Genomic DNA, 13209 nt, shown 5'->3' on the forward strand with positions numbered 1-13209 from the left:
CCTCGCGGGGCTGTGGACGTTTGCTCGCTGCGCGAATTGACCAGTCAAGCATTCCTTGACACCTGCCAGAAAAGCGCCCCCGGCCGAAACCGGGGGCAGTTGCAGGGAGACAGGAACCGCCGCGATTACCCGCGCGGCGCGGGATCGGGGGCGGCGGGGCTGTTTGTCACGCCACCCCGCCGCCGTCCCCGGCTCGACCGCCGGGGCAGGTCCGCGCGCCGACCTGGGGGAAAAACGCGCGGATTTCCGGTGCAGGCGGGCCATCACATGCCCACCCTGTTCAGGTCGATCAGCCACAGCATGCCGCTGCTGCCTTCGGGCACGGTCAACGTGCAGTCCGGGTCGCAGGTGATGCCGGGCGGCGGCAACACCTCGATCCGGTCGTCGTCGCCGTCGGCGTTCCAGCGGAACCGCGCGTCGATCTCCAACCCGCCGTGCGCCAGCAGGTAAAGCCCGTCGTCGCCCGAGCCGTTCGAAGGGTCGTTGACGAACTCCACCTCGGCCAGCGCGCCGGGCCGGTCGGTCGCGCGCAGCGTCACGCTGCTGCCCATGATCCGCGCGGTATCCGCCAGCGCCAGCGCCGGCGCAGCGCCCAGCGCCAGGCACAGCGCCAGCACCGCGACGGCCTCGGATTGCGCCAGTTCGGCCTCGATCCGCTCGAACAGCCGCAGCACGGCCTTGCGCGTGCGCCCGATCCGCGCCGCGATCCTGGCGGCGCTCATCCCCGCATCGCGCAGCGCCAGGGCGCGCAGCATCTCGGCATCGGTCCAGGGCTGGCGCGCGCCGCTCATGCCGCCCTCAGCAGGAACGCCCGCGCCGACGGAATCGCCAGCACCGCGAAAGACGCCGCCCATCCGCGCGGGGCAGTCACCCCCTCGATCCACTGGCGGGCGGTTTTCTCGTCGACCGAGAAGAACACCGCCACCTCCAGCGCGTTGCGGAAATTGGCGCGCAGGAACGCCGCCCAACGGTCGGGGTAAACCCGCTGGAACGCGCGCGGGTCGCAGGGGCGGCCGGACAAAAGCCCGGCCAGATCACCGGGCACAACCCCGGAGGACACGCCATCCGCCGCCGCGGCATTGTCGGCAGGCGCAACAGAGGAGGCGGGACGTGGCATCAGGCAACATCCTTTTCGGAGTCGGTGGCGGAAACGGGCGCGGCAGCGAAATGCGCGGCCACGAGCCCCTGGTCGGGGAAAAAATCCTCCGGCCGCAGCGCAAGACCCAGCCGCAGCGCCAACCGCAAGACCTCGACCTTTTGCGGGTCGGGCATGGCGCCGCGATCCACCCAGGAGCGAACCGTTGATTCAGGATACCCAAGCTGCCGCGCCAGATGACGCGGCCCCCCGAAGCGATCTGCAATTTTCGAAACGTAGCTCATGCGCAAATCATGCGCGCAATGCGCACGACTCGTCAAGCGCAAATTGCGCAATACCCGCGGCGCCGGAAAGCGCGCAAGCTGCGCGAATGCACCAGGATTCGCCGCAGAACAAACCAGCACCGCAGGAAACCGCCGCAGCGCGGCTTCGTGCCTTGCGCGAGGAGGCCGGCCTGTCGTTACAGGCGATGGCTGACCGCATGGGGATCCCGCTCGGCACCTATCGGCACTACGAGGAGCGGTTGAAGGGCCCCTTCATGCCGCAGGATCGCCTGTTGCAGCTGCTGAGGGCGTTCGATGGCACGTCGATCACGCCGGATCGCGTGCGCGCCTTGGGCGATCTGGCCGCCGGAGGTTCGGGTTTCAGCGACACGCCGCCTGGGGCGTCCTACAACCCGCAACCGCATCGCGGCGCCGCATTGTTGCGCGCACTCGACAGCGCCGAGGCACCGGAACAGCAGCAGGCGTTGAAGATCGGCACCGACGGGCGCTATGTGCAGGTGATCGCCACGGTGGACCGCGAGGGGCTCGACCGGCTGATTCGCAGGCTGGAGGCGATGCGCGAGGTTCTGGACTAGCCCTGCGCGTCACCGCGCCGCGCCGCCACGGCCAGCAGGCGGGCGATTTCGGCAGTGTTTTCCGCCGTCGCAACCTGGGCGCGACCGATCTGCGCCACCGCCACCACCAGAAACCCGGCCAGCGCAACACCGCCCACCAGCACCAGCGGGCCGACGATAGCCGCGCGCAGCCCAGCCGTGCCCAGCGCGTAGGCTGCCAGAACGGCGCCCGCCGCGACGGCCGTCCAGCCGACCCCCTCGATCAGCGTCAGTATCGTGTGCGCGATGCCGTAATCTCTCAACGTGCGCCCCTTCTGTTCGTGGCCGAGGAATGATGCTCGCAAACTCAGACAACGTCCAGTCATCCGATCTCGTCCCGAATTAAGCCGACAATTTGCCGGTGCCTGTGCTTTGCGCATTTTGCGCTTGTCTTGATCTGCGCAATATGCGCATACTTCCTCCACACCGCGCCATCCCGGCGCAGCGACCGGAGGACCGCATGACCACCAGACACCCGATCACGAAATCCGACGAGGCGATGCTGACCGAGGCCGTCGCCGCCTACACCCCGCGCCGCGATCGGCTGGTGCAGGTGCTGGCGTGCATCCTGCTCGACCGCTACGGCTACGCGCAGGCGGTGGCGCTGACCGACCAGATGTCGGGCGCCGTCAGCGCGCTGCACGCCGCCCGCAGCGCGGGGCGCCCCGACCCCGGCCTGTCGCGCCGGGCCGAGGTCCGGCCTGCGCCGGCCCCGCCGCGCCCCGACTACGCGCCGCTGCACCACGCGCTGACGACCGAGGGGCCCGACCCCTGGCGCGACGACCTGCCCACCGCGCTGGTGACGGTCGGCCTCGGCGCCGCGCTGGCTTTGGCGCTGGTCGCCGGCCTCGCCGTCGCCGCCTTTGCCGCCGTCGACGGCGTGCAGGCGCAGCTGCTGCGTGGGGCGGTGGAATGGTGATCGCGCCAACCCCCGGCGCAACCGCCCTCGTCCAGGCCGCACAACGCCGCCAGGCAGAGCAGCAGCGCAACTGGCGCTCCCTGCGCGACCTGCGTGCGCTGGCACCCGAGGACTGCCCCACCTGCGGCGGCAAGGGCTGGACGCTGGCGCGCGTGGAATGCGGCGCCTTTACCGGCCACGAGGCGCGCGCCTGCCACTGTGTCGGGGAGGCGCAGCCGTGAGCGATCAGCTCGACCTGTTCTCGTGGGCCGCGCTGCCCCCGCCGCCAGAGTGGCAGCGGTGGCGCAACCATCCCCGCTACGGGTTCCGCCAATACTGGCCCTGCGCCTGCGGGCGCACCCACAGCGGAATCGTTCTGAGTTACCCCTGGTCGCCGCTGGTCAGCCTGCGGCACTGGCGCATCAGCGAGGCGCACGCATGAAAGACCCGGACATTGCCAACCTCCTCCATCGCCTGGACGAAGCGGCGGAGGAAACCCGCCACATCGACCATTCGACCGCCCGCGAAGCGGCAACCCTGATCCGCCGCCTGATGCAGCCGGACCTGTTCTGGGACGACGACGGCGAAACTGGATACGGGGCGCCTGTCGAGGCATGGGACAGCATCGACCCGGACCCTGACGGCGTATTGCAGCTGCGATGCGCCGTGAACTTGCCGGATATCTGGGTCGCGCAGGCTGTGCTGACCGTGGACGAAGCCGGCGACCCCGACGAAACCGAACTGCGGCAGTTCCAGACCAAGGCCGATGCGCTGTCCTGCTGGCCATCCACCCTGGCCGCTGCGCGTGAAGCCGCAAGCAGAAAGGGACAGCCCAATGCAAACCTGTGACGAGGCCATCCGCGACCTTGCGGACCGCGCGGCCGAACAGTGCGAGGCGCTGGCGGACAAGCTGACCGCCGTGATCGACGGCGAAGACGACGACGGCGAAGCCGAGCCAGAACGCCTCTGCGGGATCAGCAAGGACAGCAAAGGCCGCGCCTGCCTGATCTTCGCCGAACACGATCCGCACCAGAGCCCGCGCACCGTGGTCTACGTGGATGCCATCCTCGCGCTGGCCAAATTTCTGCGCGGCGAAGTGCAGGTGCAATATGACTGACCTGTCCCGCCTGCTGGCCGAGGTTTCCGCCGACCGCGAGGCCGGGACGGAAGATGCGTGGTGGCGCGACCGGATCGGCAATTTCGCGCTGGACGAAAGCTATGGCCGGGACGAGGCCATCAACGGGGGACAGGATGCCGCCGACCGTCGCCGCATCCTGCGCGTGCCGAAGCTCGAACGCGCGCTGGCCGAGGCAATCCGCCAGCGCAACGACTTCGCGCAGGACCGCGAACGTCACGCCGCCATGCTCGTCGCCGCGATGAAGCGACTGACCGAAGCCCGCGATGCGTGGGCGGCGTTCAAAGGCGCCACCGTGTCGGACGAGCATTTCGAGGCCGTCGCGCGGATGGACGCGGCACTCATTCCACCCAAGGAGGACACCACATGCTGACGAGCAATACCGACCTGATGCGCGCTGAAATCGCGCGCCACATCGAAGCCGACGCCGTGCGCGGCGGGCACTACTGGAACGGGCGCACCGGCTGCTTCATCGGTTGCCTTGCGCACTCGTCGGACGCGACCGAACTTGGCCGACGCTACGGCCTGCCCTTGCCGCTCGTGAGGATTTGCGAGGACATTTTCAAGCGCCTGCCGCAAGCGGAACGCCCGGTGTTTTTCCGTGAGGTCGGCGAGGCCGTCGGCGGCGACGGGCGCGACCTGACGCGCGTGCACTGGCTTTTCCTTGCGGACACGCTGCGGCACCTGCCCGACACCGCCGCGCGCGATGTCGTCGCGCAGGTGATCGACGGAATGGAAAAGCTGGCGCGCGGCGAAGACTGGATCGAGGCAGAGGCGTGGGCGCATGAGGCGGATGCGGCGGGGGCGGCGGCGGATGCGGCGTGGGCGGCGGCGCGGGCGGCGTGGGCGGCGGCGGATGCGGCGAGGGCGGCGGATGCGGCGTGGGCGGCGGCGTGGGTGGCGGCGCGGGCGGCTTGGGAGGCGGATGCGGAAACTCAGCGCCAGCGCGCTGCGATGCTGCGGATCATCAAGGAGGCATAGGGATGGACGAGGCATCAGACCTGCGGCCGTGCCCGTTTTGCGGAAACGCTGACCTGCGGCACTCGACACTCACCGGCGCCGTGTTCTGTGAGGAATGCGGCTGCGAAGGCCCGTGGTCGCCGGCTTTTCATGGCGACTGGAACACGCGGGCCGATTTGGGGCCTGGTGATGCCGATTTGGGGCCTGGTGATGCCAATCCGCGCTGAAAACCGCACTCGATACCCGGCAGACTGGAAGGATGTCCGCGCGAGGATCGCGGAACGCTCCGGCAACCGCTGCGAGTGGTGCGGTGTTCCGAATGGGGTGCTGATCCGTCGCGGGAACTGGAAGGGGCGGGCGGTATGGTCCGAGTCTGCGTCGGCTTATGGCGATGTGTTCTGTGCCGACACCGGCGAGAGGCTGGCCTATGCCGATCAGGACACATGCAGCCTTGGCCCATCTGTCCTTGTTGTGCTGACGGTCGCACATCTGGACCATCAGCCCGAGAACTGCGCCGATGAAAACCTGCGGCATCTCTGCCAGCGATGCCATAACTGCTACGACGCACCAATGCGCGCAGCAGGGAGAGTTGCGAGGCGCCATGCCTAAGACCTTGGAGATGACTTGGCGTGACGCCATCGAAACTGCGGTGCAGCGACTGGCCGGCGATACAGAGCACCAGCGCCTGTTGCGGGTCTTTGTCGATCACTTCGGCATGGATTCCTACACGCCGCCGCCGCAAGTCGAGGAATCGGTGAGGAACATCGTCCACGGGCTCTTGGCCTGCGCCGCTGCGCTGAACAAGGAAAGTGGGCGGGGATGACGCAGAACACGAGCAGCGCCGTGATGCAGCGCAGGTCTGATCCGCACGACAGCCTGGATGATTTTCCTACGCCGCCTTGGGCCACGCGGGCACTTTGCGAACGGCTGCCGATCTGGAATTTCCCTTGGCGCACGGCGCATCAGGTTGTGCGCGAGCCTGCCGCAAATCGCGGGCACATGGTGCGCCCGCTGTCCGAATATTTCGGACAGGTCGAGGCGGCCGACGTTCACGATTACGGCGCCGGGTTTCCGGTGCGGGACTACCTGTTCGGCGCTGATCCGGCTCCGGCAGACTGGACCATCACCAACCCGCCTTTCCGGCTGGCCGAGCAATTCATCGAGCGGGCCCTTCGCACGTCCCGCGTGGGCGTTGCGGTCATCGTGCGGTCTGCGTTCCTTGAAGGGGTCGGCCGACACAAGCGGCTTTTCGATTTACACCCGCCAGTCGCCATCCTGCAATTCACCGAGCGGGTCGTGATGCACAAAGGCAGGCTGTCGCCGAACGGCAGCACGGCGACAGCCTACTGCTGGATCGTCTGGAAGACCAACCAGGCTTGGCTCGCCACCGGAGAATTTCCGCGTCCAGAGGCAACCATGTTCGACTGGATACCGCCGTCCAGAAAAGCGCTGGAAAAGCCCGGAGACTACCAGTGACCCGCCGCGCCACCTTCACCCAGGCCGAGATTACCCGCCGGACGGCGGAACGTGCGCGCCAGCACCACTGGCCGAGATTCGACGGCCGCAACCGTATCTGACCAGATCAGGAGACACGCATGACCAAATCCGCCACCGAATATCTTACCGTCGAACAGGCGGCGGAGTTTCTCACGGTTCACCGCCAGACGATCCACACCTACGTGCGCAAGGGCCTGTTGCCAGCGTCGAAGCTCGGCCGGCGCACGCTGATCCACCCCGACGATCTGCGCGCTTTGCTGCGCCCGGTGGTCAATCGGGCCACGCCTGGGGGGCTGGCTGGAGGGCTGAAAGCGACCGTTCGAATCGGGCCGTTGATTTGAAACGAAAAACACTTGCCAGATGGTGCGGATGAAAGGACTCGAACCTTCACGGGAGTTACCCCACAGCGACCTCAACGCTGCGCGTCTACCAATTCCGCCACATCCGCCCATTCCGGCAAGTGTGTCGGCGTTCTAGCGAAGCGCTTGGCCGAAGGAAAGGGGGATTTTCGCCCCCCTTGCCGGATTCCCGCCGTCAGTTTCCGAAGACAAGGAACGGCAACCGCGCCGCCAGCGGCAGCGCCTCGACCCCGCTGCGCACCGGGGTCGGGGCGGCCTCGGCCCGGACTTCGGCGGCGGTGCGTTCCGGCGCCGCGGCCGGGGCGGCGGGCACGGCAAAGACCGGCACCGCCGGGGGCGGCGCGGCCTCGGCCTTGTCGGCCTTGCCACCCAGGGTAAAGGCCGCCTTGCGGATCAGCGCCGGGCGATCCGGCATGCCAGGCGCGAACACGCTGGTCGCGCCCGCGGCCTCCAGGCTCATCTCGTACCAGCCCAACGCCAGGTCGGGGCGTTGGCTGGCGCCGAACCCTTGCGACAGGTGGTGTCCGATCAGTTCGGCATAGCCCTTTTCGCCCAGAACGGTCAGCAACAGCGCCGAGCCGATGGCCACATCCATGCTGTCGGTCGTGTAACCCGACCCGAGGCAGATGCGCGCCGTCGCCGACAGTTGCGCCGGCTGCATGCCCGCCGACAACACGAAACCCGACACGCCTTGCAGCACCGTGTCGCGGTCCTGCAACGACAGCGCCGCGACGTGCTCCTGCAAGGCCGGGCCCAGGCCCTTGCACTGTTCGGCGGCCTGCTGCGGCGTCATGCCGGGCACCTTGGCCACCAGATCCTCGCCTTGCGACATGGCATAGGCGCGCGCCAGGCAGAACTGTTCGGACAGCGCAAAGGCCGGGTCGGTCATGCTGGCGGCGGTGACGAAGCCGCCGTTGGTGTTGGTCAGCAGGCTGACCTTGTTGCAATGCGAGGCCAGCGACGCCATCGTCACCGCCCCGCCGAAGAAATTGGGCAAGCCGGGCGCGGCCGGGGCGGCGGGCGCCGGCGTGGCGGCCGGCTGGGTTACCTGCTGCTGCGGGGCGGCGCCAAAGGCCGGCGCCGTCTGCGGCGGCACAAAGCCGCCCGCCATGCTGCCCGCGCCGAAACCGGCACCGGGCAGGCCCGCCATCTCGTCGCGCTGCATCAGCAGCAGCCCGCGCGTGCCCATCGGGTGGCTGGCCGCCACCTGCATCGTCGCGGCACCGCCGACAATGGCACGCTGATAGGCGGTGGTCAGGATCGCCCGTTCGAAATCGGTCAGCTGCCCGGTCGGCGGGTAGCCCATCAGCGCCTGATACTGGCTGATCGCCGCGCGCGACTTCGGCCCAAGCGCGCCGTCCGGGGTGCCCACGGGATAGCCGAAGTAGTTCAGCGCCGTCTGCACCTCGCGGTTGGCCTCGCGCTGGCTGGTGGACACGGTGGACTTGCTGCTCGTGGCACCGGCCGAACTGCGCGCCTTGTTCTTGTGCATCTCGTGCACGATCAGGCCGCCGATCACGGCGCCCACGATGCCGCCGGCCAGCGCGTCGCCCGCGCTGGATTGCACCGGGGCCAGGGCGATGGCGGCGGCAACGGCGGTGGTGGCAATGCGTTTGGCCTTCATGGTGGAATCCTCTGCGATGCTTCAATACAACTGGCCCCAGTCTAGCACGGCTTCGCGCGGCACAAAGCGCCTTGTGCGGCCGAAAGGGGTAAGGAATGCCGATCGACGGGGTGGAATGGCAGGTGCTGCCGGGCCTGGCGCCCTATGCCGAAACGCTGGCCGCGATGGAGGAACGCGCAGCCGCCATTCGCGCCGGCACCGCGCCCGAAGCGGTCTGGCTGCTGGAACACCCCCCGCTTTATACCGCCGGCACCTCGGCCCGGGCCGAGGATCTGATGCAACCCGACCGCTTTCCCGTGCATGCCACGGGGCGCGGCGGGCAATACACCTATCACGGTCCGGGGCAACGCGTGGTCTACACGATGCTGGATGTCGCCGCCCGCGGGCAGGACGTGCGCTGTTTCGTGCGCGCGCTGGAACACTGGGTCATCGCCGCGCTGGCCGAATTCGGCGTGCGGGGCGAAATCCGCCCCGGACGGGTGGGGGTCTGGGTGCTGCGCCCCGACAAGGCCCCCGCGCCCGACGGCACCCCGCGCGAAGACAAGATCGCCGCCATCGGCATCAAGCTGCGCCGCTGGGTCAGCTTTCACGGCATCTCGATCAACGTGGAGCCGGAGCTGGATCACTTCGCCGGGATCGTGCCTTGCGGCATCCGCGATCATGGCGTGACCTCGCTGGTGGACCTCGGCCTGCCGGTGACCATGGCCGACCTGGACGCGGCGCTGATGCGCACCTTTGCGCCGGCGATGGCGCGGCTTGGAAGCTCTTGCGCAGCATCCTGAGCACTTTCTTGTGAATTGACGCAGCGACAACGCTTGCGCCGCCGTGAGCAGGCGCAAGCGCGGCAAAGGCATTGCCTTTGGGCGGCGCCTACCTGCCGTCAAGGCACTCACGAAATTGCGTTTTCCGCACGAGCGCAGAGCGACCAACGCATCAGCGCACAGGTCTTGCGGTTGAACCCGGGGCCCGGGTGGACCATCTCTTGCTCACGATCTTGAACGATCCAGACGCAGGCCACAGGGGCCTGCCCACCAAGGAGAAGACCATGAACCGCATTGCTGCCACCCTCGCCGTTGTCCTGCTGTCGACCGGCGCCGCCGTCGCCCAGGATGTTGGCGTGACCCGCGCCGAACCGGCGGAACTGTTCGTCGCCCCCGCCGACCTCGCGCTGCTGCCGGCCGAAACCGTGACGCTGACCACCAGCGGCAGCATCGACCTGAACGCCGCCGAAGTGCTGACCCCGCGCGACCGCGCGCTGAACGGCATCGAGTCGGGCGAGACCGTCGCCGTGACCGTGTTCCAGGGCACCGGCAGCACCATCTCGGTGCGCTGATCGCACGAAACCGCTGGCGCGCGCCCCACAAGCGGGCGCGCGCCCGACTGACGCGCAAGCCGCAGTTGGAAATCACAGATGCTTGCCCCATGCGGCGGGCAGGCAGATGTGGAATGTCCTTGCGTATGCCGCGCACAGGCCTTGCCGCACTTTGCCTTGCCGCGCCGGCCCTCGGCCAGGGCGACCCTGCCCGGGGCGCGGATGGAACTGCCCACGGTGACCGAAGCGCCGTGGCGGTTGCACGGCGCCCTTGAAGATAGGCCGCCGGAGGGCGCGACAGCCGCCCCGGCCTTGCCACCCGCTGCCCCGCTGCTGGCCTGACCGGCCGGCAGCGATCGCGGCCGCAGGCGCGCGGTCGCGCCGAAGCGCCCCCTGGGTGCCCTTGCCGCCCGTCTGGCGCAGCGCCGCAGCCCCGCGCCGGCGGCGCCGAAGGTGCCGGGACGCCTGGCGCCCGCCCCGCCGGCGCAACCCCTGCGACAGAATGACGCTGCCAACCGCCTGCTTCGGTGTGCAAAATTTGACATGCATCAAAGTCCGGCATTGCCCCGGAAACGGTCACATTCTAGAACCGGATGCGGGAACCGGCGCGCGCGGGGGGGATTCCCCGACGCATCGACACAACGGAACGGGAGCAACCAATGGCCGACGCAGCCATCCACGGTCACGGGGACCATGACACCCGCGGGTTCTTCACCCGCTGGTTCATGTCCACCAACCACAAGGACATCGGGATACTTTATCTGTTCACCGCGGGCCTCGTCGGCCTGATCTCGGTGGCCTTCACCGTCTACATGCGGATGGAGCTGATGCACCCCGGCGTCCAGTACATGTGCGCCGAAGGCGCGCGGCTGACGGCGGCGGCAACGGCCGACTGCACGCCCAACGGGCACATCTGGAACGTGATGATCACCGCGCACGGCATCCTGATGATGTTCTTCGTGGTGATTCCGGCGCTGTTCGGCGGTTTCGGCAACTACTTCATGCCGCTGCAGATCGGCGCGCCGGACATGGCCTTCCCGCGGCTCAACAACCTGTCCTACTGGCTTTACGTCGCCGGCACCTCGCTGGCCGTGGCCTCGGTGCTGGCGCCGGGCGGCAACGGGCAGATGGGTTCGGGCGTGGGCTGGGTGCTCTATCCGCCGCTGTCGACGCGCGAGGACGGGTTCTCGATGGACCTTGCGATTTTTGCGGTGCACGTCTCGGGCGCCTCGTCGATCCTCGGGGCGATCAACATGATCACCACCTTCCTGAACATGCGCGCGCCGGGCATGACCCTGCACAAGGTGCCGCTGTTCGCCTGGTCGATCTTTGTCACCGCCTGGCTGATCCTCTTGTCGCTGCCCGTGCTGGCCGGCGCCATCACCATGCTGCTGACCGACCGCAACTTTGGCACCACCTTCTTCGACCCCTCGGGCGGTGGCGACCCGATCCTGTATCAGCACATCCTGTGGTTCTTCGGCCACCCGGAAGTGTACATCATCATCCTGCCGGGCTTCGGCATCATCAGCCACGTCATCGCCACCTTCAGCCGCAAGCCGGTGTTCGGCTACCTGCCGATGGTCTATGCGATGGTCGCCATCGGGGTGCTGGGCTTTGTCGTGTGGGCGCACCACATGTACACGGTGGGTATGTCGCTGACGCAGCAAAGCTACTTCATGCTGGCCACGATGGTCATCGCGGTGCCGACCGGGGTCAAGGTGTTCAGCTGGATCGCCACCATGTGGAAGGGGTCGGTCAGCTTCGAAACCCCGATGCTGTGGGCCTTCGGCTTTCTGTTCCTGTTCACCGTGGGCGGCGTCACCGGCATCGTGCTCAGCCAGGCCGGCATCGACCGCGCCTACCATGACACCTACTATGTCGTGGCGCACTTCCACTATGTGATGAGCCTGGGCGCGGTGTTTGCGATCTTTGCCGGGGTCTACTACTGGATGGCCAAGATGTCGGGCCGCCAATACCCGGAATGGGCCGGCAAGCTGCACTTCTGGATGATGTTCATCGGGTCCAACCTGACGTTCTTCCCGCAGCACTTCCTCGGCCGTCAGGGCATGCCGCGCCGCTACATCGACTATCCCGAGGCCTTCGCGCACTGGAACTACATCTCGTCGATCGGCGCCTTCATCGCCTTCGCCTCGTTCCTGCTGTTCCTCGGCATCGTGTTCTACACCCTGTTCGCCGGCAAGCGTGAATCCCGGGCGAACTACTGGAACGAACACGCCGACACCCTGGAATGGACCCTGCCGAGCCCGCCGCCCGAGCATACGTTCGAGCAGCTGCCCAAGCAGTCCGACTGGGACAAGAGCCACGCCCACTGAGGCATCGGCACCCGATCGAAGGCCCCGGAGCAATCCGGGGCCTTTTCCCTTTCGTATAGGGTGGAGGAGGGATCGATGCCTTACACCTGGACTGCTGCCACCGCCGATACGCCCGAAACCCTGCGGGCCTGGCCTTATCGTTCCTTGCCGCGCAAGGGGTTCGTCCTGACTATCGGGTTCGCGGCGGCGATGCTGCTGGTGCCCTTGCTGCCGGTGATCGGCTCGCCGGTGCTATGGGGGCTCTTGCCGTTCTTCGTGCTGGCGGTCTGGGGGTTGTGGGTCGGACTGATGCGCAGCTACCGCGATGCCGCCGACCTGACCGAGGAACTGCGCCTGTCGCCCGACAAGCTGGAACTGGTGCACCGCGCACCGCGCAAGCCGCCGCAAAGCTGGCAGGCCAACCCCTATTGGGTGCAGGTCCGCCTGCACCCCGAAGGCGGCCCGGTGCCCGATTATCTGACGCTGAAAGGCGGCCCGCGCGAGGTGGAGCTGGGCGCCTTTCTCAGCCCCGAAGAACGCGTCGCCCTGGCGGCCGAGCTGAGGCAGCGCCTTCAGGCGCTGCGCTGAGCGCGCCGGGGCGGCGCGTCAGGCCAGACGATCCTTGACCATCGGCCCGACCGCGCCGAAATCCATCTGCCCGGTGTGGCGCGCCTTCAACGCCGCCATCACCCGCCCCATGTCGCGGATCGAACCTGCGCCGGTTTCGGCGATGGCGGCATCGATCGCGGCGGCGATTTCGGCCGCCGTCAGTTGCCGGGGCAGGAATTCCTCGATCACGCGCACCTCGGCCAGTTCCTTTTCCGCCAGTTCCAGCCGCCCGCCTTCCTCGTAGATGCGCGCGCTTTCCTGGCGTTGCTTTACCATCTTGCCCAGGATCGCCATGATCTCGGCATCGCCGACACCGTCTTCGGCCCCGCCATCGGCGCTGCGGGCAGCGATGTCGCGGTCCTTGATCGCGGCATTGATCAGCCGCAAGGTCGAGGTGCGCTCGGCCTCGCGCGCCTTCATGGCATCCTTCAAGGCGGCACTCAGGCGGTCGCGCAGGGGCATGGGTCGTCTCCGGTCGGTTGTGCAGGCAGAATAGCCCGTCGCCGCCTTTCCGGCAACCTTGGCAACCC

Annotated in this window: 20 protein-coding genes and 1 tRNA gene; 14 read left to right on the forward strand and 7 right to left on the reverse strand. The window is 67.9% G+C overall.

Going from position 1 to position 13209, the window contains the following annotated elements:
• Positions 1-263: 263 nt before the first annotated feature.
• Genes ACK4S2_RS07060 through ACK4S2_RS07070 form a run of 3 tightly spaced genes read right to left on the reverse strand, consistent with a single transcriptional unit; the run spans position 264 to position 1380 of the window.
• Positions 264-791: a hypothetical protein gene (locus ACK4S2_RS07060; protein ID WP_409622115.1), complete on the reverse strand. Its 528-nt coding sequence runs from the start codon at positions 789-791 to the stop codon at positions 264-266.
• Complete coding sequence (locus tag ACK4S2_RS07065) at positions 788-1117, reverse strand: hypothetical protein (protein WP_409622118.1); 330 nt, start codon at positions 1115-1117, stop codon at positions 788-790. The genes ACK4S2_RS07060 and ACK4S2_RS07065 overlap by 4 nt, the downstream gene beginning before the upstream one ends.
• Complete coding sequence (locus tag ACK4S2_RS07070) at positions 1117-1380, reverse strand: carph-isopro domain-containing protein (protein ID WP_409622120.1); 264 nt, start codon at positions 1378-1380, stop codon at positions 1117-1119. Before ACK4S2_RS07070 ends, ACK4S2_RS07065 begins: the two co-directional genes overlap by 1 nt.
• Positions 1381-1466: 86 nt before the next feature.
• Here ACK4S2_RS07070 and ACK4S2_RS07075 point away from each other — a divergent pair, with 86 nt between their 5' ends.
• A complete protein-coding gene (locus ACK4S2_RS07075) occupies positions 1467-1955 on the forward strand; it encodes a helix-turn-helix domain-containing protein (protein WP_409622123.1) in 489 nt (162 codons plus the stop codon).
• Here ACK4S2_RS07075 and ACK4S2_RS07080 read toward each other — a convergent pair.
• Positions 1952-2236 (reverse strand): hypothetical protein, encoded by a 285-nt coding sequence (locus ACK4S2_RS07080; RefSeq protein ID WP_409622126.1) that lies wholly within the window; start codon positions 2234-2236, stop codon positions 1952-1954. The two genes, ACK4S2_RS07075 and ACK4S2_RS07080, sit on opposite strands and share 4 nt — an antisense overlap.
• A gap of 197 nt (positions 2237-2433) precedes the next feature.
• Here ACK4S2_RS07080 and ACK4S2_RS07085 point away from each other — a divergent pair, with 197 nt between their 5' ends.
• The 9 genes from ACK4S2_RS07085 (at position 2434) to ACK4S2_RS07125 (ending at position 6804) form a co-directional block, all read left to right on the forward strand.
• Positions 2434-2892 carry a hypothetical protein gene (locus ACK4S2_RS07085; protein ID WP_409622129.1) on the forward strand — a complete coding sequence of 153 codons (459 nt, stop codon included), beginning with the start codon at positions 2434-2436 and terminating at the stop codon, positions 2890-2892.
• Positions 2886-3113, forward strand: a complete 228-nt coding sequence (locus ACK4S2_RS07090) for a hypothetical protein (RefSeq protein WP_409622132.1) — start codon at positions 2886-2888, stop codon at positions 3111-3113. Before ACK4S2_RS07085 ends, ACK4S2_RS07090 begins: the two co-directional genes overlap by 7 nt.
• 196 nt (positions 3114-3309) lie before the next feature.
• Positions 3310-3720, forward strand: a complete 411-nt coding sequence (locus tag ACK4S2_RS07095; RefSeq protein WP_409622134.1) for a hypothetical protein — start codon at positions 3310-3312, stop codon at positions 3718-3720.
• On the forward strand, positions 3707-3988 hold the full coding sequence (locus ACK4S2_RS07100; RefSeq protein ID WP_409622137.1) for a hypothetical protein: 282 nt from the start codon (positions 3707-3709) through the stop codon (positions 3986-3988). Before ACK4S2_RS07095 ends, ACK4S2_RS07100 begins: the two co-directional genes overlap by 14 nt.
• Complete coding sequence (locus ACK4S2_RS07105) at positions 3981-4379, forward strand: hypothetical protein (RefSeq protein ID WP_409622140.1); 399 nt, start codon at positions 3981-3983, stop codon at positions 4377-4379. The genes ACK4S2_RS07100 and ACK4S2_RS07105 overlap by 8 nt, the downstream gene beginning before the upstream one ends.
• Complete coding sequence (locus tag ACK4S2_RS07110) at positions 4373-4987, forward strand: hypothetical protein (RefSeq protein WP_409622143.1); 615 nt, start codon at positions 4373-4375, stop codon at positions 4985-4987. The genes ACK4S2_RS07105 and ACK4S2_RS07110 overlap by 7 nt, the downstream gene beginning before the upstream one ends.
• A 598-nt stretch (positions 4988-5585) precedes the next feature.
• Positions 5586-5789, forward strand: coding sequence for a hypothetical protein (locus tag ACK4S2_RS07115; RefSeq protein WP_409622145.1), 204 nt, complete (start codon positions 5586-5588; stop codon positions 5787-5789).
• Positions 5786-6442 carry a hypothetical protein gene (locus tag ACK4S2_RS07120; protein ID WP_409622148.1) on the forward strand — a complete coding sequence of 219 codons (657 nt, stop codon included), beginning with the start codon at positions 5786-5788 and terminating at the stop codon, positions 6440-6442. Before ACK4S2_RS07115 ends, ACK4S2_RS07120 begins: the two co-directional genes overlap by 4 nt.
• A 119-nt stretch (positions 6443-6561) precedes the next feature.
• Entirely contained in the window at positions 6562-6804 is a 243-nt protein-coding gene (locus tag ACK4S2_RS07125) for a helix-turn-helix domain-containing protein (RefSeq protein WP_409622151.1), read from the forward strand.
• 20 nt (positions 6805-6824) lie between these two features.
• On the opposite strand, the gene ACK4S2_RS07130 is transcribed toward ACK4S2_RS07125, so the two are convergent.
• Together ACK4S2_RS07130 and ACK4S2_RS07135 are read right to left on the reverse strand one after the other, a co-directional pair.
• Positions 6825-6911 (reverse strand) — tRNA-Leu (locus tag ACK4S2_RS07130).
• Positions 6912-6997: 86 nt separating this feature from the next.
• Entirely contained in the window at positions 6998-8446 is a 1449-nt protein-coding gene (locus tag ACK4S2_RS07135; RefSeq protein WP_409622154.1) for a peptidoglycan-binding domain-containing protein, read from the reverse strand.
• Between the two features lie 95 nt (positions 8447-8541).
• On the opposite strand from ACK4S2_RS07135, the gene lipB reads away from it, so the two are divergent.
• From lipB to ACK4S2_RS07155, 4 genes are all read left to right on the forward strand, one after another.
• Positions 8542-9228: a lipoyl(octanoyl) transferase LipB gene (gene lipB, locus ACK4S2_RS07140; RefSeq protein ID WP_409622157.1), complete on the forward strand. Its 687-nt coding sequence runs from the start codon at positions 8542-8544 to the stop codon at positions 9226-9228.
• Between the two features lie 263 nt (positions 9229-9491).
• A complete protein-coding gene (locus ACK4S2_RS07145; protein ID WP_409622160.1) occupies positions 9492-9779 on the forward strand; it encodes a hypothetical protein in 288 nt (95 codons plus the stop codon).
• Positions 9780-10417: 638 nt separating this feature from the next.
• Positions 10418-12091, forward strand: a complete 1674-nt coding sequence (gene ctaD / locus ACK4S2_RS07150; RefSeq protein WP_409622163.1) for a cytochrome c oxidase subunit I — start codon at positions 10418-10420, stop codon at positions 12089-12091.
• 75 nt (positions 12092-12166) lie between these two features.
• Positions 12167-12658 carry a DUF2244 domain-containing protein gene (locus ACK4S2_RS07155; protein WP_409622166.1) on the forward strand — a complete coding sequence of 164 codons (492 nt, stop codon included), beginning with the start codon at positions 12167-12169 and terminating at the stop codon, positions 12656-12658.
• Positions 12659-12676: 18 nt separating this feature from the next.
• Here the strand turns inward: ACK4S2_RS07155 and ACK4S2_RS07160 are convergent, their stop codons facing one another.
• On the reverse strand, positions 12677-13141 hold the full coding sequence (locus ACK4S2_RS07160) for a GatB/YqeY domain-containing protein (RefSeq protein ID WP_409622170.1): 465 nt from the start codon (positions 13139-13141) through the stop codon (positions 12677-12679).
• Between the last annotated feature and the right edge of the window lie 68 nt (positions 13142-13209).

This window comes from Gemmobacter sp. (assembly GCF_046292685.1).
Lineage (GTDB): Bacteria > Pseudomonadota > Alphaproteobacteria > Rhodobacterales > Rhodobacteraceae > Wagnerdoeblera.